This window comes from Raineyella sp. W15-4, from assembly GCF_033170155.1.
Classification (GTDB): Bacteria; Actinomycetota; Actinomycetes; order Propionibacteriales; family Propionibacteriaceae; genus Raineyella.
This window is the reverse complement of the sequence record NZ_CP137079.1, coordinates 3,158,088-3,180,726: the sequence shown is the minus strand read 5'-3', so window position 1 is coordinate 3,180,726 and position 22,639 is coordinate 3,158,088. Positions and strand designations below refer to the sequence as shown.

15 protein-coding genes are annotated in these 22,639 nt (G+C 70.3%); 10 read left to right on the top strand and 5 right to left on the bottom strand.

The window, feature by feature from the left end:
• Positions 1–54: 54 nt before the first annotated feature.
• Positions 55–792 carry a hypothetical protein gene (locus R0145_RS14810; protein ID WP_317837639.1) on the top strand — a complete coding sequence of 246 codons (738 nt, stop codon included), beginning with the start codon at positions 55–57 and terminating at the stop codon, positions 790–792.
• A gap of 112 nt (positions 793–904) precedes the next feature.
• Positions 905–1,819 carry an NADP-dependent oxidoreductase gene (locus tag R0145_RS14805; protein WP_317837638.1) on the top strand — a complete coding sequence of 305 codons (915 nt, stop codon included), beginning with the start codon at positions 905–907 and terminating at the stop codon, positions 1,817–1,819.
• Between the two features lie 199 nt (positions 1,820–2,018).
• Here R0145_RS14805 and R0145_RS14800 read toward each other — a convergent pair whose 3' ends face one another.
• Together R0145_RS14800 and R0145_RS14795 are read right to left on the bottom strand one after the other, a co-directional pair.
• Positions 2,019–3,452, bottom strand: a complete 1,434-nt coding sequence (locus R0145_RS14800) for a radical SAM/SPASM domain-containing protein (RefSeq protein WP_317837637.1) — start codon at positions 3,450–3,452, stop codon at positions 2,019–2,021.
• 846 nt (positions 3,453–4,298) lie between these two features.
• Positions 4,299–6,722, bottom strand: coding sequence for a hypothetical protein (locus tag R0145_RS14795; protein WP_317837636.1), 2,424 nt, complete (start codon positions 6,720–6,722; stop codon positions 4,299–4,301).
• Positions 6,723–6,897: 175 nt separating this feature from the next.
• On the opposite strand from R0145_RS14795, the gene R0145_RS14790 reads away from it, so the two are divergent.
• Both R0145_RS14790 and R0145_RS14785 read left to right on the top strand, forming a co-directional pair.
• Positions 6,898–7,581 carry a glycosyltransferase family 2 protein gene (locus R0145_RS14790; protein ID WP_317837635.1) on the top strand — a complete coding sequence of 228 codons (684 nt, stop codon included), beginning with the start codon at positions 6,898–6,900 and terminating at the stop codon, positions 7,579–7,581.
• On the top strand, positions 7,581–7,982 hold the full coding sequence (locus R0145_RS14785; protein ID WP_317837634.1) for a DUF2304 domain-containing protein: 402 nt from the start codon (positions 7,581–7,583) through the stop codon (positions 7,980–7,982). Before R0145_RS14790 ends, R0145_RS14785 begins: the two co-directional genes overlap by 1 nt.
• 56 nt (positions 7,983–8,038) lie before the next feature.
• Here R0145_RS14785 and R0145_RS14780 read toward each other — a convergent pair whose 3' ends face one another.
• Both R0145_RS14780 and R0145_RS14775 read right to left on the bottom strand, forming a co-directional pair.
• Positions 8,039–9,136 (bottom strand): glycosyltransferase family 1 protein, encoded by a 1,098-nt coding sequence (locus R0145_RS14780; protein ID WP_317837633.1) that lies wholly within the window; start codon positions 9,134–9,136, stop codon positions 8,039–8,041.
• Positions 9,133–10,302, bottom strand: a complete 1,170-nt coding sequence (locus R0145_RS14775) for a glycosyltransferase family 4 protein (protein ID WP_317837632.1) — start codon at positions 10,300–10,302, stop codon at positions 9,133–9,135. Before R0145_RS14775 ends, R0145_RS14780 begins: the two co-directional genes overlap by 4 nt.
• A gap of 107 nt (positions 10,303–10,409) precedes the next feature.
• On the opposite strand from R0145_RS14775, the gene R0145_RS14770 reads away from it, so the two are divergent.
• The 6 genes from R0145_RS14770 (at position 10,410) to R0145_RS14745 (ending at position 20,440) form a co-directional block, all read left to right on the top strand.
• Positions 10,410–11,309, top strand: coding sequence for a hypothetical protein (locus tag R0145_RS14770; protein ID WP_317837631.1), 900 nt, complete (start codon positions 10,410–10,412; stop codon positions 11,307–11,309).
• 8 nt (positions 11,310–11,317) lie between these two features.
• Positions 11,318–12,460, top strand: a complete 1,143-nt coding sequence (locus R0145_RS14765; protein WP_317837630.1) for a hypothetical protein — start codon at positions 11,318–11,320, stop codon at positions 12,458–12,460.
• A gap of 100 nt (positions 12,461–12,560) precedes the next feature.
• A complete protein-coding gene (locus R0145_RS14760; RefSeq protein ID WP_317837628.1) occupies positions 12,561–14,462 on the top strand; it encodes a DUF6541 family protein in 1,902 nt (633 codons plus the stop codon).
• A gap of 52 nt (positions 14,463–14,514) precedes the next feature.
• Positions 14,515–16,521: a DUF6541 family protein gene (locus R0145_RS14755; RefSeq protein WP_317837627.1), complete on the top strand. Its 2,007-nt coding sequence runs from the start codon at positions 14,515–14,517 to the stop codon at positions 16,519–16,521.
• A gap of 47 nt (positions 16,522–16,568) precedes the next feature.
• Positions 16,569–18,326 carry a hypothetical protein gene (locus R0145_RS14750; RefSeq protein WP_317837626.1) on the top strand — a complete coding sequence of 586 codons (1,758 nt, stop codon included), beginning with the start codon at positions 16,569–16,571 and terminating at the stop codon, positions 18,324–18,326.
• A 26-nt stretch (positions 18,327–18,352) separates the two neighbouring features.
• Complete coding sequence (locus tag R0145_RS14745; protein ID WP_317837625.1) at positions 18,353–20,440, top strand: DUF6541 family protein; 2,088 nt, start codon at positions 18,353–18,355, stop codon at positions 20,438–20,440.
• A gap of 3 nt (positions 20,441–20,443) precedes the next feature.
• Here R0145_RS14745 and R0145_RS14740 read toward each other — a convergent pair whose 3' ends face one another.
• A complete protein-coding gene (locus R0145_RS14740; protein WP_317837624.1) occupies positions 20,444–22,429 on the bottom strand; it encodes a polysaccharide biosynthesis tyrosine autokinase in 1,986 nt (661 codons plus the stop codon).
• Between the last annotated feature and the right edge of the window lie 210 nt (positions 22,430–22,639).

Below are 22,639 nucleotides of genomic sequence, written 5' to 3'. Positions count from 1 at the left end.
GCAGCAACGAAAGGAGTTTCAGGGGGACCGTACGGTGCCGTCCTGACACACCAGATGTCGCGTCATTCCCGTTACACCGCGGCCACCACCGGCCGTCTCGCCATCGCCGCCGGTCTCGGCGCGGCTATCCTGCTGGCGACCTCCGGCTGCGGCTCGGCCCTCGACCCCGCGTCCTGGCTGCCGAGCTCATCGGCCCAGCCCTCGGAGGGTGCCGCAGGCCTCGTCTCCGGCCTGCCGCAGTTCTCGGCGTCCGCCCGGCCCACCACCCCGGCCCCGTCGACCGCCGGCGACCTGTCGGCCGCGTCCCTACCCGCCGGCTACCTCGGGTTCTCCGCCAAGGAGCGGCCCCCGGCCGAGAACGAGTACGTCCCGAACGGCACCTGGGTGCACGGCCTGGACGCCCAGCAGGCGGCCACCGAGGCGCTGCCGTCCTGCCCTGGCACCACCGGAACCCCGGCCGCCCGCCCATCCGCGGCACTGATGGGCTCCTACCTGGACGGCCAGGGCCGGCCGGGCAACGGGCTGGCCCTGTCGTTCGACGCCCCCGCCCAGGCGGCCGGCTACGCGAACGCCTACCAGCAGATCCTCACCTCCTGCACGAGCGCCCCCACGGTCGCCGAATCACTGGCCACCGGCGACGGCTGGTACGCCGGGCGCCGCACCACCCAGGGCACCCGCTGGACCGAAGGCATCGGCGTCGCGGGCAACCACGTCATCCTGATGATCGTCGCCGACGACGCGACGTCATCTCCCGCGGAGGCGAAGGCCGCGGCCGAGGCCCTGACCCGCTGAATCCGGCCGGGCCGTTCACTCCCGGCCGTGGGGCTGCCCCGCGAAGGCCCTGCCCGGCGATGGCGGCAGCGGCGACTGCCCGGGATGACCACCGGCGGGACAGAATAGGGGCATGAGCAGAGCAGCGTTGTATGACCAGCTCGGAGGTCCTGAGGTCCTCTTCGTCGGGGAGGTCGCCGATCCTGCGCCCGGCCATGGTGAGGTGGCGGTGCGGGTGCGTGCCGCGGGCCTGAACCCGATCGACGCGAAGCTGCGCAGCGGCTTCGCCCGTTCCGACGCTCCGTTCCCGCGGCGCGTCGGGTCCGATCTGGCCGGCACGGTCGAGGCGGTCGGGGAGAACGCGACCTATTGGGACGGGACGCCGGTCGCGGTCGGTGATGAGGTGCTCGGCCGGGGTGCTGGCTCCGTCGCCGAACGGGTCGTGGCCCCCGCCGCCGGCCTCACCCACCGGCCGGAGACTGTTCCGGTCGAGGTGGCCGGCGGCCTGGACATCGCCGGGCTCACCGCCGTCTCCTGCCTGGTCACCGTCCCGGTCGGGCCCGGTGACACCGTCCTGGTCGGGGGCGCCACCGGCGGGGTCGGTCTCGTCGTCAGCCAACTGGCAATCGCGGCGGGTGCGACGGTCCTCGGCACCGGGTCCGCGCGGAACCATGAGTTCCTCCGGTCGCTGGGTGTCGTGCCCGTGGGGTACGGGGAGGTGCTGGCTGACCGGGTGACCTCGTACGGCACGGTCACCGCGGTGGTCGACTGCCATGGCCGTGAAGCCCTCGATGCCGGGGTCCGGCTCGGTGTTCCGACCGACCGGATGACGGCCATCGCGGCGTACGCGGCCCTCGCCGAGCTCGGGGTGCGCAACGTGGAGCGCGCCGCCCGGACGGCGGAGAACCTTGCCGGGCTGGTCGACCAGATCGCCGCCGGGCGAGTGGTGTTCCCGGTCGCGGCGACGTTCCACCTGGACGAGGTGGCGGCGGCGTTCGCCGCGCTGGAGTCCTCGCATGCGCCGGGGAAGATCGTCGTCCTGCCCTGAACCGAGTCCTCGGACGGACGGGCCTCGACAGGCGCTGCCGTCCGTGCCTGTTCCGGCTCCGCACCGAGCGTGGCGATCCCTTCCGTGTACGCACATCGTGCCTACACGGAAGGGGGCGTTGTGTCCCGTACTGGCTGGACCTGCCCGTCGGACAGCTTTGGGCCAGCGGTTCAACTGCACCCGCTGTCGGCCTCGTCAGTCAGCAGAAGGCTGACTGCTCAGTGGACGAGAGGTCCTGGGCGGCTCCGCCGGAGAGTAAGCCCTGCAGTCGGGCCCGGATAAGCGCACGGTTCATGGCGCACCGCATGTCGGTTTCCCCGATTGGCAGCGCATCCTCGAAACGCAGGTTGCGGACCTGGCAGTCTCCTGCGCAGTGCCACCGCGCGAAGCAGTCGCGGCAGTGCTCGATTCCCTTGAGATCCCAGGCCTGCAGGCGCTGCCGGCGGGCGTCGTCGAAGATGAATTCCTCGCGCACCGGATCGTACTGACCGTAGCCGAACATCTCATATCGTGCATCACCGGGATCAACAACCTCATAGCAGGCCGAAACCATTCCGAGGTGATTGATGGCAACATTCGGATCCGACAGTCCGCAGTAGCGGGCAGTCACCTCCGGGAACACCTGGACAGCCGCTGACGGAACGATCTGGCGTCCGTACTTTCGGGCAACCCCCTCCGCGCGTAGGAATTCGCGCACGAAGTCCTCGGCGCGGGGCTCGCCATAGCCGCCCCGAAGTGCTCGACCCGCCATGAGCGCCGGTCCGAGATAGAAGCGTTCGTTGGCGAAATTTTCACAGAAGAAGCGGGTGATCTCGGACATGCTGCCGACCGCATACTCGCTTATTGTCGCTTTGAGCGTCAGCGTTGCTGCTCCCGCTTCGATGATCTTGGCAGTCCGGAACGCCGAGGAGAAAGAGCCGTGGCCCTTTGCGAACGGTCGCTGCGCGTCATGCACCTCGGCGGGACCATCAAGCGACACCATGACGTCATCCATGGTTTCTGCGAGCCAATGAGCAGTGTTCTCAGAGATGCAGCCGTTGGTTACCAGGCTGAAGGCCATTTCTTCGGTACCGCCGGAACTTTCCATATATGTTGCGGCGTACTCCACCACGTGTCGGATCAGCTTGATCGCCAACGTCGGCTCCCCGCCGCCGTGAAATGCGATCCTGGGCTGGACTCCTTGCGCTCGGGCATTGTCCACCACCATGCGGACGGTGGCTTCGGCGATTTCAATCGGAAAGGTGACCCGAGTAGCCTCGCCGGCTGCGGCCCAGCAGTATCGGCAGCGTAGATTGCAGTCGTTCGTGGTCATGATGATCGCACCTGTCGGTGCGAAGCTACCTGCCCGCTGCCCGTGATCCGGTCGCACCAGTGGCTCGGGGTCGGGTGACGCGAAGCTCTGCTCGACGAGGAACTCCCACAGGTGAGGGTCGCTCGAGGACATCGGTTCCGGGGAAGTCAGCGCCTCCTGAAGCCGCTCCAGAAGCGCTGTGCGACTCTGCAAGAGGGCGCCCCTCAGGGGTGCGTAGAGCATGCCGGAATCGTCCTCGAGCGGCACCCAGAACAGTTCCTTGGAGAGGCGGGCCGTTCCGGACTGTGCGCAGTCCGGAACGGCCACCCGATCGTTGATCATCCTAGAAATTCCGGCACTCGCCGACGCAGTGTCCGCTGCAGCGTTCCGAGATGTTGACCACCACGGCCCAAGTGGCCGTTGCCGTCACCAGCGTATGCAGATCGTCAGTCATTTTGCTCCCCCTCTTGGTGCGGGAAATCCCGCTAGTTCCTTGCAGATGTGAATGTAGCACGATGAAGTCAGGCGTGCAGCCCGCTTCGTCTTAGTGTATTCATGAAAAGGTGTCGGCGTTCGATCAGGGAACGACCTAGCCGCAGTATGCGCACTTGTACTCGCTGGATGTGTCGGCCTGCTTCTTGTATGTCGTGTGGCCGTTGCGGCACGTGGTGGTCGCGGTGTACCAGCTCTCCGGATGCTTCTTGGTCTCAACCTTGAAGAATATCTGGACTATCCTCAATACGCGCCGGGCTGAGCCGGCTGTTTCTCATTGTTCCGTCATTGGAAAGAGGTCGGTAGGGTGTGGAGCAGAGAGCCGAACCGGCGAGCAGCGTGTTCGAACCGGTGAGAGCCACCAGATTCTGACCATCATCATCCCCCAATGACGACATGACCGTCAGGTGTTGCAGGTGTCCGGGATGACACAACAGATCGCCAAAAATTCACAATCTCGGACCTGTACGCCCGTCAATCTCGGCACCCGCGAAGCGGTCAACCGTGTAAAAGCTTAGTCATCAGTGGGTCCGGAGGGAGTACCTCTGTGCACGGTCGGCTGTGATCATCCTCACCTCCTCGAGATCCTTGACACGGCGGCTACCGCGACCGGTGGGGCAGCGAACCGACCCAGGGTGGACCGCTGTGTGATGCGGTGAGGCCGCTGGAGACCGCGGCCGCCCGGCCCCGGTCCGCTCAGGGCCGGAAGTCGCCGTGCACCCGGATGCTGCTCAGCTCGATCGAGCCGTCGGCGCATCGCCAGTAGTGCAGGCGGCGGGCGCTGGCCGTGCTGTTCTGCAGGCTCACCCGCCAGCAGGTCTCCCCTTGGCCGCGGACGACCGGCGCATCGTCACCGCCGGTGCCGGTGCGCAGCCGATGCAGCTGGCGCGACGCGAGGGTAGCGTCGCGGCCGGTGAGGACGTGGACGATCACCTCGACGACCTTGTCGCGGGACACCCCCTCGACCGCCCGCAGCGTGGCGAAGAAGTCGGGGCCGTACGTCCACGACGTCAACAGCAGGTCCTTCTTCTCCGACGCCGGGATCATCCGTGCCCAGGCCTGCCGGATCTCAAAGTCCAGCTGATCCTCGTCGCGCTCGAACAGCCCGCTGTCGTCCGGGGCAGGGCCCGATCGTTTCGCTGCGTGGCGGATCTCGCGGCGCAACTGTGACCTCACCGCGGCCAGCTCGGACTCGAGGGTGGCGATCCGCTCCTTCTTTCTGGTGAGCTGAGCCACGAGTTGGTCCTTGTCCCGCCGCAGCGCCTCGAGGAACTGCGTGGGGTCCTCGGACAGCTCTGTCCCGGTCGGGTCGCGCGAGGTGAGGCCGAGTGGCGTGACGACAGGCGTAGCGGTGGCTGGAGAGGCGGCGGTGGGCGCTGTGTCGGTGGCGGCGGATGGCATGTCCGAGGGCATGGCAGTGGACGGCGTGCTGTCGACCGGCGCCGCCTCGGTGGGGAGCGCGGCGGCATCCGGGGCGGTCGCGTCCTCGGCGGTAGCTGCGATCGACCGGCGTGCGGTCGGGACCAGCCACGGCGGACCGCCGTCGAGGATGCTGGGTGCCGGGACCGCATCCACCGCGTCCTCGGCCTCCCGCAAGGACAGCAGCCACTCGCCGGTGGCCTCGTCCCGCCCGCCGAACCAGGCCGGCAGGACGTCGCCGGCGGTCACCAGCTCCCGCAGATCCGTCAGGTCCTCGGCCGCGTAGTCGGCCGGGATGCTGCACAGGAATCCGGGGAACAGCTCCACCCGGCAGGAGCCGGCTTCGACCTCGGCGACCCGGACCAGGATGGTCTGGCCCGGCCGATAGCCGGCGAGGGCGTCGTCCGCCGGCCGGCGCATGCCCCGGACATCGATCCGCCGGCTCACCGGGTCGAGTTCGCCCTCGACCCGCATGCCCTTGGCGAAGAGCCGCTCGGCCGGCAGCCCGGGCTCCACGAGTTCCGGCCACAGCACTCCGTGCTCCTGGCCGTGGTAGGTGACCACGGCGCGTTGGGCGACGATGCCCGTCACCTCACCCGTGACCGCGACGCGACCGGCTGTCGGGGACGGGGTGGCCGGAGTGGCGGAGGCCATCCGCATCGCGTCGCCGATCAGCGTGCCGGTGAGTTGGCCACCGTCGGCCTCACGGTAGGCGAACCGCAGCGGGGACAAGTAGGGGTTGAGTTCCCAATCGGTGCCGAGGGGATAGACCCGGCCTGCGCCGCCGTACACCTGGCATCTGTCGGGCACGGCGCGGCTGAACGCCCAACTGGCTTCCACGGTGGTGATCTCGGCGACGTCCGCCAGGCCCTCGAGGTCGTCGCGCAGTTGACCGACGTCAGCGAAGGCAGCTGACGCGCCGGTGGCGCGCGACACCACGACGGTCGGCAGCCGCCGAGCGGGACTGCGGAGGTGGGCGCCCAGCGCCATGGCCTGCTCGTCCGTGGCGATCTCGTGGCGTACGGGGACCGGCACCCGGGGATCAGGGTCGGCCTGCGGGGGCGTGCCGGCCTGTAGGGGTCTGGGGACCGGGTGGTCAGGCTTCGGCGTGTCGGGGGGTGAGCCGGCTGCGGCGTCGGTGGGTGTGGCGCCGGTGTCCGGTGTCGTCGTGTCGCCGTCCGATGGTGCTACCTCGCCGTCCGGTGTCGTCGCCGCGGTATCCAGCGCCGTCGATGGTGTGCCCGGGGCTGTCGATGCCGATCTCGGTGTCGTCGCTGCCGGGCTGAGCGTACGGTCGCGTTCGCGTTTTACGTCCAGCAGCAGGTGATCGGGCAGGGCGTCGATCTCCCGGCGGTTCCGCGCCATCCGCAGCGGCACACTGAAGGGATCACTCTCCCAGCTGCTGCCCGGCGGGTAGACCCGGCATGCCCCGTGGTAGACGCCGGCCCTCGGATCCTCGAGGCGCTCGGTGAAGGTGAGGGTCAGCTCGCTGCTCGGGATTGTCACCACATCGACCCGGCCCGCGCCGGTCTGCCAGACGGTGGCCGGATCGATGTAGGGCGTCGACTGCTGGGGGCCCACGGTGAGCACCGCCACCGGCCGACGGCGGGTCGGCTGCCGCAGGTAGCTGATCAGGCGCTCCACGTCGAGCGGGTCATCGAGGACAACGGGCCCGGTCGCCGGAAATGCCAGATTCTGCATCGACTCCCCCGAAGTGACGTGTGACGCGAGTCTGCCATGCGGCGGGGGCGGGGCCGGGGAACACTCGCCGAGACGGGAGTTTCTCCACTGCCGCCGCCTGGCAGGCCGCCGGCCCGTCACCGCTTATGATCGGGGAGGTACCCCGGATCGGGGATGGACCCCCGGAAAGGTTGAGATGCGCTCGGACGTGGCCTTCATCATTCCCGTGTACAACGAGGAGACCGTCGTCCGTGGCGTCGTCGAGAACGTGCTGCGTGACTACACCCACGTCGTGTGTGTCAACGACTGCAGCCGCGACCGGTCGGCCGACGAGATCGCCGCCACCGGCGCCTATCTGGTCAACCACCCGATCAACATGGGCCAGGGGGCCGCGCTGCAGACCGGCATCGAGTTCGCCCGCCGGATCCCCGGGGTGGAGTACTTCGTCACGTACGACGCCGACGGCCAACACCGTCTGGAGGATGTCGCGACGATGCTCGACACCATCGCCGAGACCGGCGACGACATCATCCTCGGGTCCCGGTTCCTCGGCGCCGAGGCGGTCGGGATGACCCGCACCAAGCGGGTCGTGCTGCGGATGGCGACGTCGTTCAGCAATGCGCTGTCCGGGCTGAAGCTCACCGACACCCACAACGGGCTGCGGGTCTTCAACCGCAAGGTCGCCGAGGAGATGCAGATCACCATGCCGGACATGGCGCACGCCTCGGAGATCCTCGAGATCATCGCCAAGCACAAGTACCGCTACCAGGAGGTGCCGGTGACGATCGTCTACACCGAATACTCCCGCGGCAAGGGGCAGTCGATCGTGAACGCGATCAACATCGCCTTCGACGCCCTGCTGAGGAAGGTGAGCCGCTGATGCTCGTCCAGATCGCCATCATCGCCCTGGGGGTCCTCCTCGGCTACCTGATCCTCGCCTCACGCGGCTCGCACGGGGCCCGGGCGTCGGTGAAGGTCGGGCTGGTCCTGCTGGTCATCGCGATGATCGTCGCGGTGCTCAATCCGAATCTGATGACCCGGGTCGCCAACCTCGCCGGCATCGGTCGCGGCGCCGACCTGCTGCTCTACACGGTCACCGGCGCGTTCCTCTTCTACACCCTCACCCAGTATCTGAAGTCGCAGAGCCAGCGAGACCTCATCTTTCGGCTCGCCCGCCGGGTGGCGTTGATCGAGGCGAACAGTCGGTATGCGGACGTGCTGGAGGCCCCCAAGGAGCCGGGGAAACAGGTCGACCCGGCGGAACCGCGAGAGCGGGACTGAGCCCCCGCTGTAGTCCTGCGTCAGCGAGGCCGTGAGCCGGAGACCCGGAGCGCTCCTCAGCCCCGTGCGGCAGCGACCAGGGCTGACAGGGTCTGCTCTGCCGTACGTTCCCAGGAGAACTCCGCGGCCCGGGCCGTTCCCGCCACGGCGAGCCGATCCCGCTCGGCCGGGTCGTCCAGCAGCCGCACGATGGCGTCGGCGAGGGCCTGCGGGTCCCGCGAGTCCACGTACGCCGCCGCCTCGCCGCCCACCTCGTGCAGCACCGGCAGGTCTGTGCACAGCACCGGGCAGCCGGCCGACATCGCCTCGAGCACCGGCAGCCCGAACCCTTCGAACAGCGTCGGGAAGACCAGCAGCGTCGCCTCCGCGTACAGCCGGTCGACCTGCTCCGACGGCAGCCAGCCGGCGAGCTCGACCCAGTCCTCCAGACCGAGCCGGGCCACCTCGGCGGTGAGCGGGTCGTCCGGTCCGCCGCCGGTGATCAGCAGGCGCGGCCGGCGGGCCGGCGCGATCCGGGCCAGCGCCTCGAGCAGGCCGGTGAAGTTCTTGTGCGGCATCCGGTTGCCGAGGCTGAACAGCAGCGTGCCCCGGCGGGTCACTCCGGTGGCGCGTCGACCGCTGCCGGCCGGGGGGACGACCAGGACCTTCTCCGGCGGCAGGCCGAGCTGTTCCTCAAGGTCGGTGGCGGTTGCCGCGCTCACCGTGAGCACCCGGCGCGCGGACCGGGCGCCCGCCCGCAGCAGGGCGCGTTGGACGCCGGCGAGTCGGCCGGGGACGTATTCGGGGAACCGGAACGAGATCAGGTCGTGGACGGTCAGCACCACCGGAACAGGGGAGAGCGCCGGGCCGAAGTTGGCCGGACAGTGCACGACGTCCGCGCCCAGCCGAGCCGCCCGCAGGCCGACGACCTGCTCGCCCAGCGCCCAGCCGATGCGCCCGGAGGAGGCGATGCCGGAATCGATCACCCGGCCGGGGAACCACGGCGCCCCCGCGGCAGCGAGTTCCCGCGAGGCCAGCGCGGCGAACTGGACGCCCTGCAGCATCGCTGGGGTCAGCGCGCCGTAGAGGTTGCGGACCACCGACTCCATCCCGCCGCGGGTGCCGGTGTAGAAGAGCAGGTCGACCAGGATCCGGGTCGGTCGCGGGGGTATCATCGGTGGGCCTCGCGGGCGTTCTCCAGGGCTCGGAGGATGCCCTCGGCGGTCTTCGCGATCGTCCGGGTGCGGATCGCCTCCTCGTACCAGGCCCGAGTCGTCCGGCGCAGCGCGTCGCCCCCGCGGACCGCCCGGGTGATCGCCGCAGCGAGGTCGACCGCCCCGGCCGAGCGGGCGACGAAACCGTTCACGCCTTCCTCGATCAGCTCGGTCGACGCGTTGGTCGGGTGGTCGATCACCACCGACGGAGTGCCGTACGAGGCCGCCTCGACGACCACCAGTCCGTAGCCCTCGCGCCGTGACGGGTTGACCAGGCAGGAGGCCTCGGCGAGCAGCCGGTGCAGTTCGGCCTCCTCGACGAACCCGGGGAACTCCACCGCGTCGGTCACCCCGGCCTCCGCCGCGGCTCGGATCACCCGGTCCCGTTCGGGGCCCTCGCCGGAGATCACCGCGTGCAGGCCGGGCAGGTCCTCGCGGGCCTCGGCCAGGGCGGGGGGCAGGGAATCGACCTGCTTGTCCTGGATGTGGCGGCCGACGAAGAGCACCATCGGCTCGGTCTCCTCCGGAGTCTCCAGCCGCGGTGTGACGTCGCGGACGGCCGAGATCAGCCCGGGGCTGCGGACAGGTTCGCGCGGCACCCGGTTGGCCCGCAGGCCGTCGACGGTGTGCTGCGAATGGCCCAGTGTCAGCGGGGAGAGCCGGACCGCGAGATGCTGCAGCGCGTCGGCGACCCGCCCGACCACCGGTCCGGAGTACTCCAGCCACTGCGTACGGGTCCACACCTCGAGCCAGTCGACCGCCAGGACCGTACGCGACCCGAGCAGCGCCGCCCGGGCCGCGAAGACGTTGAGCACCGGGGTGGCCGAGACGATCACCGCGTCGTACGTGTCGCGGTGCCGGACCAGGTGGCGGAACACGTCGAGTGCGAACCTCAGCGCGGTGACCGGCAGGCGGACCCCCTCGGCGTCATGCAGGTCGTACGCCGGTGCGATCGCCCGGGCGCGGACCCCGTCGAGGTCCGGATCGGGGCCGTCCCACTGCCGCCGGGTCAGGTAGTCGACCTCGTGCCCGCCCTTCACGAACTCCTCCGCGAACTGGCGGTACTGCTTCTCCCCGCCACCGGTGGTGAACGGATAGAGGCAGTCGAAGACGACGGCGATGCGCATCGGGACCTCACGATCTTGGCTGCTGGCTCTCCGCTCAGCGTAGTGAACGTCGAAAGGCCGGCGGGCCCCGCGTAGACTGCTCGCGAACTGCGACCCGAGGAGTGAGATTGCCGGACGCACAGCTTCCCTGCCGGTCGGACCGGATCGCCTTGGTGGTGACGACGCTGGGCCGGATCGACCCGCTGACCCGGTTGTTCGATTCCCTGGACGGTCAGCTCGAGGCCGGCGATCGCGTGGTGGTGGTGGCCCAGGGCCATGCAAATGCGCTGCGAGCGCTCGCGGCCGGCTACTCCGCGAGTTTCTCGGTCGAGGTGATCACATCCCCTCGCGGCCTGTCGATCGGACGGAACGCGGGTGTCGCGTCACTGCCGTCGGGGGAGGACCCGATGGTGATGTTCCCGAACGACACTTCGTGGTTCGCCGAGGGCATGATCAGCCGGATCCGGTTGCTGGCGCCCGGTATCGGCATCGGCGGTCTGACCGTCGTCGATGAAGAAGGTCCGAAGTTCATCCTCCCGCCGCCCGGGACCCCGCTGGACCGGTGGAACGTCTGGAACGCGATCGAGCCCGGCTTCCTCATCCGGCGATCGATCGTCGACCGACTCGGCGGCTTCGACCCCGAGCTGGGCACGGGGGCCGCCACCCCCTGGCAGGCGGGCGAGGGGACCGATCTCCTGCTCCGGGCCCTGCACCGGGGGCAGGCCGAGGGGTTCGTCTGGGGCCCGGCGGACACCCATGTCGGCGGGGTCGGACAGTCCGCCGGGCTGGGCGCTGCGGAGCGACGTCGCAAGATCCGGGCCTACGGACGTGGCACCGCCCGCATCCTGGCTCGCTGGCACTACCCCTGGTGGTGGTGCGCGGCGTTCGCGGCGGCGGGGCTGCTGGTGGGCGTGCGACACCGATCCGCACACCGTCCCCTGGACGGGTGGTGGTCCTTCCTGGGACGCGTCGAGGGGCTGCTGGGCCGCACGGTGGGGAGCTCCTCAATGACCGCCGTCAGCCGATGATCGGGGCGATGAACCTGGGGACGATCAATGTACGGTCCGCGCTTCGCAGCGTCGGCTCGATGGTGGGCGGCGCGGCGCTGGCGGTCATCCCGGCGACCACCCTGTCGATCGCATCCCGGCTGTACGACACCCAGGCCCAGGGGATCATCTCGACGTTTGTGATGGCCGGCACGTTCCTCGGCCAGCTGTCCTTCGCGATCATCGTCGAATCCAGGCTGAGCACTCCCGGGACGGCGCGGCGGGTGGTGTTCCCGCGTTGGTTCGTCCTGGCCGGCGTGGTGGCGTCGGTGGCGTTGATGGCCGGGTCGCTCCACCCGGCCCTGGTCTGTGTCAGCATCCCGATCGTGCTGGCCGCGCTGGAGGTCGGCCGGGGCGTCTCGGTCGCCGAACGGCGCGATTCCCAGGAGATCATCAGCTCGTTCGCGGTCGGTCTCGGTGCGTTGGCCGGGCTGGCGCTGGCCTACACGGGCCTCGCGGCGTTCGGCTTCGTACCGGTCGGGGCAGCGATCGGGGTCGCCACCCTGGTCCGGGCCCGGCGGATGGACCATGCGGCCAGTTCGTCCGACCCGTCGATCCGGAACTGGGTGCTGCTGGATACCGCCATCACCGGGGTGTCCTACCCGGTGATCAACGCCATGCTGCTCGGCCTGATCGGGCCGGCGCAGGCGGTGCTCTTCACCGCCGTGTCGACCGTCACTGGCCTGCTCGCGATTCCGCTCACCTTCATGCGGCTGCGGCTGCTCAAGGAACACTCGCCGCTGGACATCGCCCTCGCCGCGGTGGCGCTGGTCGGCGCGGTCGCGGTGCTGATCGTTCTCGACGTGACCGGCCTGCTCGGCTTCCTTTTCGGCGCCGCGTGGCGGAACACGCCGATGCTGCTGCCGCTGCTGGCGGCCAGCGCCTGGCGGGCAGCGTCGCTGCCGACCACGATCACGTTCACCTCGCTGCGCCGGGCCGGTCGGGCTCGGCTGATGACGCTGCTGCGGGCGGCGGCGGCTGTGCTGACTTTCGGACTGGCCATGGCCGGCGTGCTGAGCCATCAGCTGACCCTGGTGTTCGTCGGGCTGCTGATCGCCGAACTGGCCTCCGCAGTGCTGTACGAGGCCGCGCATCGCCGGGTGCTGGGGCGGTCGTCGTTCCGCGCGGCGTGAGCCGCGGCGCTGCCCACGGCATCGGGCTTCCCGAGGGCGGTGCGGCCCGCACCTTAGGATGATCCCCGTGCTTGCTCCTGACTGGACGTGGTGGACGGCTGTGCCCGTCGTGGTAGCGGTGATCGCGGTGCTGTGGATCCCGGGGGCCGCCCTGGCCTCCGGTCTGGGAGCCGGGCGCTGGCCGGCGATCGCCCTCGCGCCGGTGATGACGACCAGCCTCCTGTCGGTCGGCGGCATCGTCACCGCCCTGGTCGGGGTGCGCTGGGGACTCGGGGCGGCACTGTTCTGGGTGCTGGTGGTCCCGGCCGCCGTCTGGGGCGTACGTCTCCTGCTGATCCGCACCGGCCGTCGGCCGTGGCGGTTCGCCGCGCCGCCGGTGCGGGTCTGGGAGCTGGTCGTCGGACTGGCGGTCGCGCTCCTCATCACCTCGTGGGTCTTCGTGGTGGCAACGGTGCGGCCGGGCAACATCGTCCAGGACTCCGACACGATCTACCATCTCGGCCTGGTGCGGTGGATGCTCGACTCGGGGAGCCTGTCCTCGCTCACCGCCGATGGCTTCAACAACCCCGACACGATGCCGTTCTATCCCGCCGCCTTCCACGATGTCGCCGCGGTCGTCGTGCAGTTCACCGGCGCGCCGATCGTGGTCGTCGACAACAGCCTGCTGCTGGTCTCGTCCGCCCTGATCTATCCGATCGGGCTGATGTTCATGCTGAACACCTTGGTCGCCACCGACCGGCGGCTCGTCCTGCTGGCCGGGGTGCTGTCGGCGATCCTCCCCTACTTCCCGTGGCGGATCATGGTCTGGGGGGCGCTGTGGGCCCAGGTATACGGGCTGCTCCTCATCCCCGCGGTGCTGACGGTGTACTGCTGGGGGCTGTTGCAAGTGTTCCGGCGGCAGCACTGGGGCAGTGCCGCCCTGCTGTTCCTGGTGGCGGTGCCGGGGATCACGCTGTCCCACACCAGTGCCACCTTCGGGGTGGCCTCCGGGGCGATCCTGTTCTCCGTCGCGGTGTCGCTGTCCCACGCCCTCCGGACGTCGGGCCGGTGGCGCTGGTTGCCGGTGGCCGGCTTCGTGCTGGTCGGGATCCTCGGCCCCGCGCTCGGTGCGGTGGTCGCCCCGACCGGGATGTACACCTCCAAAGCCACGCCGATGCCCATCCGGAAGGCCTTCGCCGGCGTGGTGACCCTGTGGAGCAGCACGGAGAATGCCAAGCAGTTCGCGGGCATCGCGATCGTCGGCCTCGCACTGATCGGTTGCGTCGCCCTGGTCCGGCGCGGAGGTCACGACTGGTGGCTGCCGGCCACCGCCGTGGTCTTCTTCGTCCTGGGCAACGCGGTCTACGCGTGGGGCACCAAGTACATCTGGCCGTTCATCTGGCCGTGGTACAGCGAGACGTCCCGGGTCCTCGCGATAGCGGGGGTCTTCCTGCTGGCGATGATGATCGTCGGGGTCGGCTGGCTGCTGAGCCTGGCGCAGCGGATGGGCCGGTTCGGCATCGCCTGGACTGTGCTGGTGGCGGCGGCGCTGGTCCCGCTGATGGTGGTGCAACTGGGGACGGTCGTCTCGATGATCGGCGGTCCCTATCAGCGGACCGGGATGTGGGGGTGGATCACCGACTCGAAGGCTCAGGCACTGCGGGAGCTGTCCCACCAGATGCCGGCCGACGCGGTCGTCGCCGCCAACCCGTGGCGCGGCGGAATGTTCCTCTACCTCCTCGGCCCGCAGCGTACGGTCATCCCCACCGAGAAGTCGTACGGTCATGATCTGGAGACGATCGCGGCCGGGCTGAAGAACGTCACCACCGACCCCGAGGTCTGCCGGTCGGTACACCGCCAGCAGGTGACGTACGTGCTCACCGGGGGCACGATCGTCGAGGGCAACCAGAAGTGGTACGCGAAGTACGCCGCGATCGACGAGGTCAGCGAGCAGGGCGGTTTCCGCCAGGTGGCGGCGGCCGGCCAGTACCGGTTGTGGGCGGTGCCCGCCTGCCAGGAGTAAACGCCGGCTCGGGGCGACCGCGGGCGGGTGGCGCCCGTCTAGGATGATCCCCGTGCTCGCTCCCGACTGGACCTGGTTCACGGCGGTGCCCATCGTGCTCGCGGTGGTCGCCCTGCTGTGGATCCCGGGGACCGCGCTGGCTGCCGGTCTGGGCGCCGGGCGCTGGCCGGCGATCGCCCTCGCACCGTTGATGACGACCGGGCTGGTGTCCGTCGGCGGCATCCTCACCGCGCTGGTGGGGATCCGTTGGGGGCTCGGGGCGGTGCTCTTCTGGCTGATCGCCGTCCCGGTGCTGGTCTGCGGCATACGGCTCCTGCTGAGCCGGTCCGGGCGGCGGGTGTGGCGGTTCGACGCGCCGACGGTGCGGTGGTGGGAGGTGGCGGTCGGGCTGGCCATCGCGGTCGTCGTCGCCGGCTATGTCTTCCGGGCGGGGACCGTACGTCCCGGCAACATCCCGCAACAGTCCGACCAGATCTACCACCTGGGGCTGGTGCGGTGGATGCTCGACGCGGGCAACCTCTCCTCGTTGACCGCGGACGGCTTCAACTACCCGGAGGCGCTCCGGTTCTACCCGGCGGCGTTCCACGACGTCGCGGCGACCGTGGTGCTGCTCACCGGCGCCCCGATCGTGGTGGTGGAGAGCAGCCTGTTACTGGTCTCCTGTGGCCTGGTCTTCCCGCTCGGGATGATGCTGATGCTCAACACGCTGGTGGCCGCGGACCGCGGGCTGGTGTGGCTGACCGGGCTGTTGGCGCTCAGTTTCACCGGCTCCCCGTGGAAGGTGATGGTCTGGGGCGCGGTGTGGGCGCAGGTCTACGGATCGGTGTTCATCCCGGCCGTCGTGGCGGTGTACGGCTGGGGACTGCGCCAGGTCTTCGCCGGGCGGCACTGGGGGAGCGCCGCGCTGTTGTTCGGGGTCGGCCTGTCCGGGATCACCCTGGCCCACACCAGCGCCACCTTCGGCGCCGCGACAGGCGGCCTGCTGCTGTCGGTGGCCCTCTCGCTGCACCACGCGCTGCGGGGTCCGGGTGCGGGCCGGGTGCGGGATCCGGGCGTGGGGCCCGCGCGGAATCGACACCAGGTCCGCCGCTGGCTGCCGTTCGCCGGGTTCGTCGCCCTCGCCGTACTGGCACCGTTGGCGGCCACCCGGCTGGCCCCGCCCGGCCTCGCCCAGCAGGGGGAGACGCACCGGTCGGTGGCCGAGACGGTGATCGGTGTGGTGACGTTCTGGGGTGAACGGGCGACCCCGACCCGGCTCGCCAGCGCCGGGCTGTTCGCCTTCGCCGTGATCGGCGGGGCCGTCTGCGTACGCCGGGGACGGGACTGGTGGCTCGCCGCGACGGGGCTGGTCTTCCTGGTGCTGGGCAGTGTCCTCGACGCCACCGGCACCGGGCTGGTCTGGCCGTGGACCTGGCCCTGGTACAACTGGGCCTTCCGGGTGCAGGGGGTGACCGACATCTACGCCCTGGCCCTGGTGGTGATCGGTGCTGGGGTGGTGCTCGCCGGGGGCCGGCGGCTGGGCGAGACGGCTGACGGCCGGGCCCGCCCGCTCACCGTCGTCACGACCGGCCTGGTCCTGGCCGCCCTGCTCGCCGTCGTCGCGGTGCAGAGCCGGGCGGCCGCCCGGCTGATCAGCCCGCTGTACAAGCTCTCGGGCGCTGCCGCCTGGATCACCACCGACAAGGCCCGGGCACTCGTCACCCTGTCGGGCCGGATGCCGCCCGACGCCGTGGTGGCCACCAATCCCTGGCGAGGGGGTCAGTTCCTCTACCTGCTGGGCCCGCAGCGTACGGTCATCCCGACCGAGAAGTCGTACGGCTCCGACATCTCCCTGATCTCCGGGGGGCTCAAGAACATGACGACGGACCCGGCCGTCTGCGGCGCGGTCGAGCGGCAGCGCGTCACCTACGTCATCACCGGCGGCGCCATGACGGCCGGCAACGAGCAGTGGTATGCGAAGTACGCCGCGATCGACGAGGTCGACGAGCAGGGCGGCTTCCGGGTGGTCGCCCGGGCGGACCCGTACACGCTGTGGAAGGTGCCCGACTGCCGCACGTAGCCGGCGTCGCACGGGGATGTCCCACGGGGGGGATGAGGGAGCAGGGTGTGCTGAGGAACAGGTGGCTGTCCGGGGTACCGGTGATGCTGCGGAACGGCTGGCCGTACGGCGTGCCGGTGGTCGTCTATGTGCTGCATGCCATGCTCTACCGGAAGTGGCTGGTCGACGACGCCCTGATCTCCATGGCGTACGCCCGGACACTGACCCTGGGCGGAGGAATGGCCCAGACACCCGGATCACCGCAGGTCGAGGGGATCTCCGACCCACTGTGGACGCTCATCCTGGCCGGGCTGCGGTGGGTCGGTCTCTCCGACCGTGGCCACGTCATCGCCGGCGTGTCCGACTACGTCTGGACGGTCAAGCTCCTCGGGGTCGCACTGTTCGTCGTCACGCTGGCCCTGATCGCCATCATCGTCCGCGAGACGGTCCCGCCGTCCCGGCGGCCGTGGCCCGCGGTCGTCATCGGGGTGCTGGTGGCGACCAACCCGGCGTACGTCATCTGGTCGGTCAGTGGTCTGGAGAACGGGCTCTATGCTGCGATCGTGACCGGTCTGGTCGCGCTCCTCACCGCGTCCGTCGCCCGAGGCAGCTGGCTCCGCTGGGCGGCGGCGGTGGGCTCCGGCCTGCTGGTCTTCGCGGCAGCCGTCACCCGGCCCGACGGCGTGATCTTCGTGGCCGTCTATCCGCTGGTCGCGCTCGGTCTCGCCGGCCGGGGCACCCTCCTCCGGACGATCGGACGGATCGGCGCCTCGGTGCTCGCCTTCGGTGTCCCGTTCGGCGCCCTTCTGCTGTGGCGGTGGTCGACCTTCGGGCTGCTGGTCCCCAACACCGCAGTCGCGAAGGCCCAGGGGATCCCCACGGCAGCGGACGCGGCCGCCGGAGCCTGGGGCCTCGTGCTGGTGACGGGCGGCGGAGTGACCTTCGTCGTGCTCGGCACGGTCATCGTCTTCCTCGCCTACGGACTGAGACGTACGCTCCACGGGCCGAGACGCAGGGCCGACCACACCGCGCGGCCGGCACTTCCCGCCTGGGGGCCACTCGTCACCGCCCTGCTGCTGGCCGCGGCGATCTACGTGATCCTGGCGCCGGACTGGATGGGGGAGTATCGGTTCGCCACTCCGTTCGTGGTGCTGAGCGCCACCATGGTCGTCCTGGCCATTGATCGGTGTCTCGGGTCTCCGGTCCGACGCGGCCGTCTCCTCCGGGCGGGCCGGGTGATCGTCGTCCTCGTGGGCATCGGCTCGCTGGTCTCCTGGGTGTGGACTGCCGTGCCCCGCGCGACCGCCTTCGCCGCCCAGCCGACGGTGCCCGGATGTCAGGTCGCGGACCGGTACGGGCGCACCTTCAACTGGTACGCGCGTGAACTCCACATCGATGCGACAAAGTCCACCCTGCTGGCCCCTGACCTGGGGGGAACCCTTCTCACCAGCCAGATGACGGTGGTCGATCTCGCCGGCCTCACCGATCCCGAGATCGCGCGCATCCGCGCGACCGGGACCGATGCCCAGCTGACCGACGAGATCTTCGCGGTCCGGCGGCCGACCTTCATCCACATGCACTCCTACTGGATGCACGCGATCTTCGATGATCCCCGGCTCGAGCGGGACTACGTCGTGCTGTTCCAGGACGGGTTCAGCTCCCTCGACTACGTGCGCCGGGACGCCATCCCCCCGGGAGTGGACCTCGACACCGTCCGGGCCGGCGCCGCGAATCGGATCGAACTCCTGTCGGCCATGTACAGCGCGTGGCCGGGCCGGGACTGTGGCCCACTCGTGCCCGGCCAGATCTCGGCCAAGGGAAACTGAGCCACGGACCCGGTTAGGCTTCGACCATGCTTGCGCCCGACTGGTCCTGGTGGGGCAGCGTTCCCGTCATCCTCGCGGCCCTCGCTCTGCTGTGGATCCCGGGGACGCTGCTGGCCGCGGGGCTGGGCGCCGGCCGATGGCCGTCGATCGCCCTCGCCCCGGTCCTGACCACCGCACTGGTCGCGGTCGGGGGCATCGTCTGCGGGGCTGCGGGTATCCACTGGGGCCTGGGGCCACTGCTGGTGGTCGGTCTCGGCCTGCCGCTGGTGGTGCTGGTCGTACGTCTCCTGCTGGCGCGGGTGCGACCGAGGGGCGTGTGGCCCCGGCTGGGTGCCCCGGACGTCCCGGTCCTCGAGATCGTCGTCGGCGGGGGCATCGCGGCCGTCGTGGCCGCCACCACGGTGGTCCGTGGCCTGGCGCACCCGGGTGACTTCCCGCAGCAACCGGACACCATCTACCACCTGGGGCTGGTGCGCTACTTCCTCGACAGCGGGTCGATCTCGTCGCTGACCGCCGATGGCTTCAACCATCCGTCGATGCCGTCGTTCTATCCCGCCGCCTTCCACGGCCTGGCCGCTTCCCTGGTGCTGCTCACCCAGGCGCCGGTGATCATCGTCGTGCAGTCACTCCTGGTGGTGACGGCGGCCGTGGTGTGGCCGCTCGGGCTGATGTTCCTGATGGGCGCGTTGTTCCCGGGGAACCGGCCGGTGGTGCTGGTCAGTGGCGTCCTCGCCTCGGCGATCCCCGGCTTCCCGTTCCTGGTGTCGGTCTGGGGGCCGCTGTGGCCGGTCGAATACGGCTACGCTCTGATCCCCGCCGTCCTGGCCGTCGTGGGGCTCGGTCTGGCGGACGTGTTCGGCCTGTCCCACGGGCTCGGCCCGGCGGGCACATCCGGCCCGTCCCACGGGTCCGGCCGGGTGCAGCGATCGGGCCGGCGCTCGTGGGTGAGTGCCGGGCTGCTGTTCCTCGTCGCCCTGCCCGGGATCACGCTGGCCCACCCGAGCGCGACGTACGCCGCGGCGGCCGGCGGTGTCGCCCTCGCGGCCGCGGCATGCTGGCGGTACGCCCGCGAGCCCCGGCGTACGGAGGCTGAGGAGCCGATGGAGCGTACGGGGGCTGAGGAGCCTGCCGGGGTCGAGGAGCCGACGGGGAAGACCCGACGAGCGGCGTGGAACCGCTGGATCCCTCTGGGGGCCCTCGTGCTCGCCGTCGTGGTCGGGTTCCTGGTGTCGGCGAGGGTGGCCCCAGCGGGGCTGCGGGAGACCAGCTACGACCGGGTCGATCCCCCGGCGGCACTGATCGGGCTGGTCAGTCTGTGGGCACCCCGCCCGGAGCGCTACCAGATCGCCGGATCCGCGGTGCTGGTGCTGATCCTCCTCGGCGCCGTCGCCACCCTGGTACGTCGACGGGGCATCTGGCTGCTGCCCGTCTGGGGGGCATTCATGGTGCTCGGCTACCTGACCAGTTACCAGCCGGGCAGCCTCACCTGGCCGTTCACCTGGCCCTGGTACAACCTGCCGGTGCGGCTGCAGGGCGTCGCCGCCGTCTTCGGCGTCCCACTGGCCGCGCTGGGCGTCACCTGGCTGCTGCGACTGCTGAGCGGCCGGCTGCGGGTGCTGCAGGCCGTCGTGATCATCGGTGTCGCCGTGGTGGCCGGTGTGCAGATCCGGTCGAACGCGTCCGAGATCGCCAAGGTCACCCGGTTCGGTGGCGACTACGCCTGGGTGAACGCCGGGGAGCTGAGCGCGCTGCGGGAGTTCTCCCGGGTGCTGCCGGATGACGCGGTCGTCGCGGCTGATCCGTGGATGGGTGGGATGTTCCTCTACCTGGTGGGGCCCGAGGACACGGTGATCCACACCGAGAAGTCGTGGGGGACGGATGTCGATCTGATGGCCTCGGGTCTCGACCGGGTGCGCGCGGATCCGGCGGTCTGTTCCGCCGTCCGTCGCGAACGCGTGGCGTACGTCATCACCGGGGGGACCCCGCATATCACCGCGGGGGACAGTACGGCGGCGTACGTGGGGATCGATGACGTCGCCGCCGCGGGCGGGTTCCGGGTGGTGGACCGGGCCGGCCCCTATACGCTGTGGGCCGTCCCGGAGTGCCCGGAATAGCCCTCAGATCCCCCGGCGCGGCGCGGAAGATCCGGTCAGGTCGTCGGCGTCCTGACCGAACTGGCCCTTGCCGTATCCGGCATACGCCGAGGACTGGGAGTTCGCGTCCCATGCCGTACGAGGGGAGACCTGGCCGGCGGCGACCTGATCTGCGCCGACGCCGGTCTCGTCGCCCCGGGTCCGACCAGAGGCCGCGGCCCGCTGCCACGGCTCGGTAGCGGCGGGGACCGCAGTCTCCGCACCGGTCCACGGCACGGCCGGGGTGGGGGTGCCGGAGGGGAGGTCGGCGGAGGGGCTGCTGGGAATCAGGGGCCGGGAGGCGGAGGTGGCCGATGCCGGCGCGAGATACGCGGTCTCGTCGGTGGATCGGGCGGCGCGGGCCGCCACGGGACGAGTGGCGTCCGTCACCGGAGTCCCGGCACCACGACCGTCGAGTCCGTACGTCTCGGCGGACCGACTGTCCGCCCCGTACGCTTCGACCCGAGCATCGCCATACGCCTCTGCCGAGTGAACATCCACCGGACGGGCTTCGGTCGGACGGGGCTCTGCCGGACGGACCGCTGCCGGACGCGTCTCAGCCGCTGCACGCCGCCGGGACTTGCCGCGCTTGTGCTTGCGCTTGCGGTCGCTGTCGCTGACGTAGCCGTAGTAGTCCGAGGAGTATCCGCCGTAGCCGGCGCCGTAGTACACGGAGCCAACGCCCTTCTTCGGGGCCTTGTTCAGCACCGAGCCGAGCAGCCGGCCGTCGACCTGGGTGATCACCTTGGCGCAGTGGCGCACCTGCTCCTTCTGGGTACGTCCCACCGCCATCACCAGGATCGCCCCGTCGGCCGCCGCGGTGGCCAACCCGGCATCAGTGACCGGCAGCATCGGGGTGGTGTCGATGATCACCATGGAGGAGGCGCTCAGCTGGGCGATCAGGTCGCTCATCCGCTGCGAGCCGATCAGCTCCGACGGGTTCGGGGGGATCCGCCCGGCTGGCAGCAGCCACAGCCCGGGGGTGTCGGTCTCCTGCAGCGCCTGGTCGACCCGGACGTCGCCGGCGAGCACCTGGGTGAGTCCGATTGACCCGTCCAGCCCGAATCGCTCCGCCTGGGTGGACCGGCGCAGGTCGGCGTCGATAATGATGGTCGGCGATCCGGAGTCGGCGAGCAGCCGGGAAAGGTTCGCTGCGATCGTCGACTTGCCCTCACCGGGCTGGGCGGAGGTGACCACGATGCTGCGCGGCGGGTGGTCGACGTCGACGAACCGCAGGTTCGTCCGCAGCTGGCGCAGTGCCTCGGCGGCCGGGCTGTGTCGCCCCGGGCCGCCGGTGTGGTTCTTGTCGAGCTCGTTGGTGACCGGGATGACAGTCATCGCGCTGGCCCCGGTGAGCTGTTCCACATCGGCGGTGGTCCGCACCCGGGCGTCGGTGCTCTGCCGCAGGAACATGATCAGGAGGCCCACGACCAGCCCCGCGCCGAGCCCGGCGAGCAGGTTGCGCGGCCAGTTCGGCGAGGACGGGGCGCCCGGCAGTGAGGCATCGGTCATCGGCACGATCCGGACGATCGGGTCGGCGCGGCCGCCGAGCTTCTCGAAGGCGACGGCTTCGTCGGCAGTGGCCTGGGCCAGCGCATTCGCCTGGTCATGGGCGGCCTGCGGGGAGGACGCCGTCGCGCTGAACTGCATCACCGAGGGGATGTTGCCGGTGCTCGCCGAGAAGGTGCCGAGATGATCCGGTCCGATCGCCTTGGCCACCCGGTCGCGTACGCTCTGGGAGCCGGCGAGCGCGGCGTACGTGGACGCCCGGGAGGAGGCGAGCCCGGAGCTGGCCTGGGCCTCGCCGATCGTGCCGGCCCCGCCGGCGGTCACCACGCCTGTCGAGGTGGAGGTGTAGAGCGTCGGCTGCAGTGCGGTGTAGCCGGCAGCCAGCACGAGACCGGCCAGCATGGCGACCAGTAGCAGCTTGGCATGCGCTCGTGTCAGGCGGATGACATCCAGCAGTGTCACGTTGTCCTCTTCGCTCGATCGATCGCGGCGACTCCACACCTGCGCGCGTCGACGCCCCCCTGTGCGGATCATCATAGGATGCTGAGGATGCATGCTCCGATCGACGTCTCAGTCTGGCGCCGGAGCCGGTTTCGTTCTCGTTCGGTGGGTTCCAGGCGAGGATAGTCTGCCATCACGCACTCCACTACCCGTCAGGTAGTGTTGTGCATA

Excerpts from the sequence above, each read along its gene's own strand:
- R0145_RS14790 (WP_317837635.1), top strand. The coding sequence starts at position 6,898 with ATGCGCTCGGACGTGGCCTTCATCATTCCCGTGTACAACGAGGAGACC.
- R0145_RS14780 (WP_317837633.1), bottom strand. The coding sequence starts at position 9,136 with ATGATACCCCCGCGACCGACCCGGATCCTGGTCGACCTGCTCTTCTAC.
- R0145_RS14765 (WP_317837630.1), top strand. The coding sequence starts at position 11,318 with ATGAACCTGGGGACGATCAATGTACGGTCCGCGCTTCGCAGCGTCGGC.
- R0145_RS14810 (WP_317837639.1), top strand. The coding sequence starts at position 55 with ATGTCGCGTCATTCCCGTTACACCGCGGCCACCACCGGCCGTCTCGCC.
- R0145_RS14805 (WP_317837638.1), top strand. The coding sequence starts at position 905 with ATGAGCAGAGCAGCGTTGTATGACCAGCTCGGAGGTCCTGAGGTCCTC.
- R0145_RS14775 (WP_317837632.1), bottom strand. The coding sequence starts at position 10,302 with ATGCGCATCGCCGTCGTCTTCGACTGCCTCTATCCGTTCACCACCGGT.
- R0145_RS14795 (WP_317837636.1), bottom strand. The coding sequence starts at position 6,722 with ATGCAGAATCTGGCATTTCCGGCGACCGGGCCCGTTGTCCTCGATGAC.
- R0145_RS14800 (WP_317837637.1), bottom strand. The coding sequence starts at position 3,452 with ATGATCAACGATCGGGTGGCCGTTCCGGACTGCGCACAGTCCGGAACG.
- R0145_RS14745 (WP_317837625.1), top strand. The coding sequence starts at position 18,353 with ATGCTTGCGCCCGACTGGTCCTGGTGGGGCAGCGTTCCCGTCATCCTC.
- R0145_RS14785 (WP_317837634.1), top strand. The coding sequence starts at position 7,581 with ATGCTCGTCCAGATCGCCATCATCGCCCTGGGGGTCCTCCTCGGCTAC.